At 27.9% G+C, this 1,310-nt stretch carries 2 protein-coding genes and 1 pseudogene; all 3 read left to right on the forward strand.

The features are described 5' to 3' along the window. Positions 1–34: 34 nt before the first annotated feature. Entirely contained in the window at positions 35–565 is a 531-nt protein-coding gene (locus tag HMPREF9071_RS11645; RefSeq protein ID WP_040358826.1) for a hypothetical protein, read from the forward strand. A 9-nt stretch (positions 566–574) separates the two neighbouring features. After that, positions 575–1,102 carry a helix-turn-helix domain-containing protein gene (locus HMPREF9071_RS11650; protein WP_009401531.1) on the forward strand — a complete coding sequence of 176 codons (528 nt, stop codon included), beginning with the start codon at positions 575–577 and terminating at the stop codon, positions 1,100–1,102. 9 nt (positions 1,103–1,111) lie between these two features. After that, a pseudogene (locus HMPREF9071_RS11655) lies at positions 1,112–1,310 on the forward strand (DUF3828 domain-containing protein); the annotation flags it as partial.

Below are 1,310 nucleotides of genomic sequence, written 5' to 3' on the forward strand. Positions count from 1 at the left end.
CATCATTGATGATATTATATTTTAAAATATTCAGATGGTAAAAATTTATTATTTTATTTCAGCGTGTTTATTGTTGTTTTCTTGTAACAATAACAACACCCAAGTGTCATCTTTCGATGATAGTACAGCTACTATTTCCTCTATCAAAAGAGATACCATAGTAGAAAAAGATACAATTGCACCAATTCAAGTGCCTAAAGAAGAAACTGATGAAGCTACAAAAATGATTTTAGAATTTTATGATAAGTACATCAGGCAGCAAGATAAAATGCCTTGTCATGATAAAGGGGAGTTTTGTGAAGAAGAATTGATAAGAATTAAGAAAAGATATTTATCAAATAAATTAATAAAAAAAATAGAGCCCACTGAAGATAGAGATATGGATTTTATTGTAGATGCCCAAGATATTTTCATAGAATGGTTGGACTCTATTAAGGTAAAGAAGATAAATTCAAAAAGATATAATGTGTATCTTTTTAACTTTTATGATAACAGATATGATAGCATACAATTAAAAGTTGCTAAAAAGAAAGACAGGTATATCATTGATGATATTATATTTTAAAATATTCAGATGGTAAAGATTTATTATTTTATTTCAGCGTGTTTATTGTTGTTTTCTTGTAACAATAGCAACACCCAAGTGTCATCTTCTAATGATACTACAGATACTATTTCCTCTATCAAAAGAGATACCATAGTAGATAAGGATACAATTACACCAATTCAAGCTCCTAAAGAAGAAACTGATGAAGCTACAAAAATGATTTTAGAATTTTATGATAAGTACATCAGACAGCAAGATAAAATGCCTTGTCTTGATAACAGGGAGTTTTGCGAAGAAGAATTAAGGGAAATAGAAAGGGAGTTTCTATCAAGTAAATTAATACGGAAAGTAAATTCAGATGAATTAAGTGCAGATCCTATTGTAAAAGCCCAAGATATCTTCATAGAATGGTTGGACTCTATTAAGGTAAAGAAGATAAATTCAAAAAGATATAATGTGTATCTTTTTGACTTTTATGATAACAGATATGATAGCATACAATTAAAAGTTGCTAAAAAGAAAGACAGGTATATCATTGATGATATTATATTTTAAAATATTCAGATGGTAAAGATTTATTATTTTATTTCAGCGTGTTTATTGTTGTTTTCTTGCAATAATAACAATACCCAAGTATCATCTTCTGATGATATTAGAGATACTATTTCCTCTATCAAAAGAGATACCATAGTAGAAAAAGATACAATTGCACCAATTCAAGTGCCTAAAGAAGAAACTGATGAAGCTACAAAGATGATTTTAG

Source organism: Capnocytophaga sp. oral taxon 338 str. F0234 (assembly GCF_000192225.1).
GTDB lineage: Bacteria > Bacteroidota > Bacteroidia > Flavobacteriales > Flavobacteriaceae > Capnocytophaga.

Bases quoted from the DNA above. Each gene is read 5' to 3' on its own strand.
- HMPREF9071_RS11650 (WP_009401531.1), top strand. From the start codon at position 575: ATGGTAAAGATTTATTATTTTATTTCAGCGTGTTTATTGTTGTTTTCT.
- HMPREF9071_RS11645 (WP_040358826.1), top strand. From the start codon at position 35: ATGGTAAAAATTTATTATTTTATTTCAGCGTGTTTATTGTTGTTTTCT.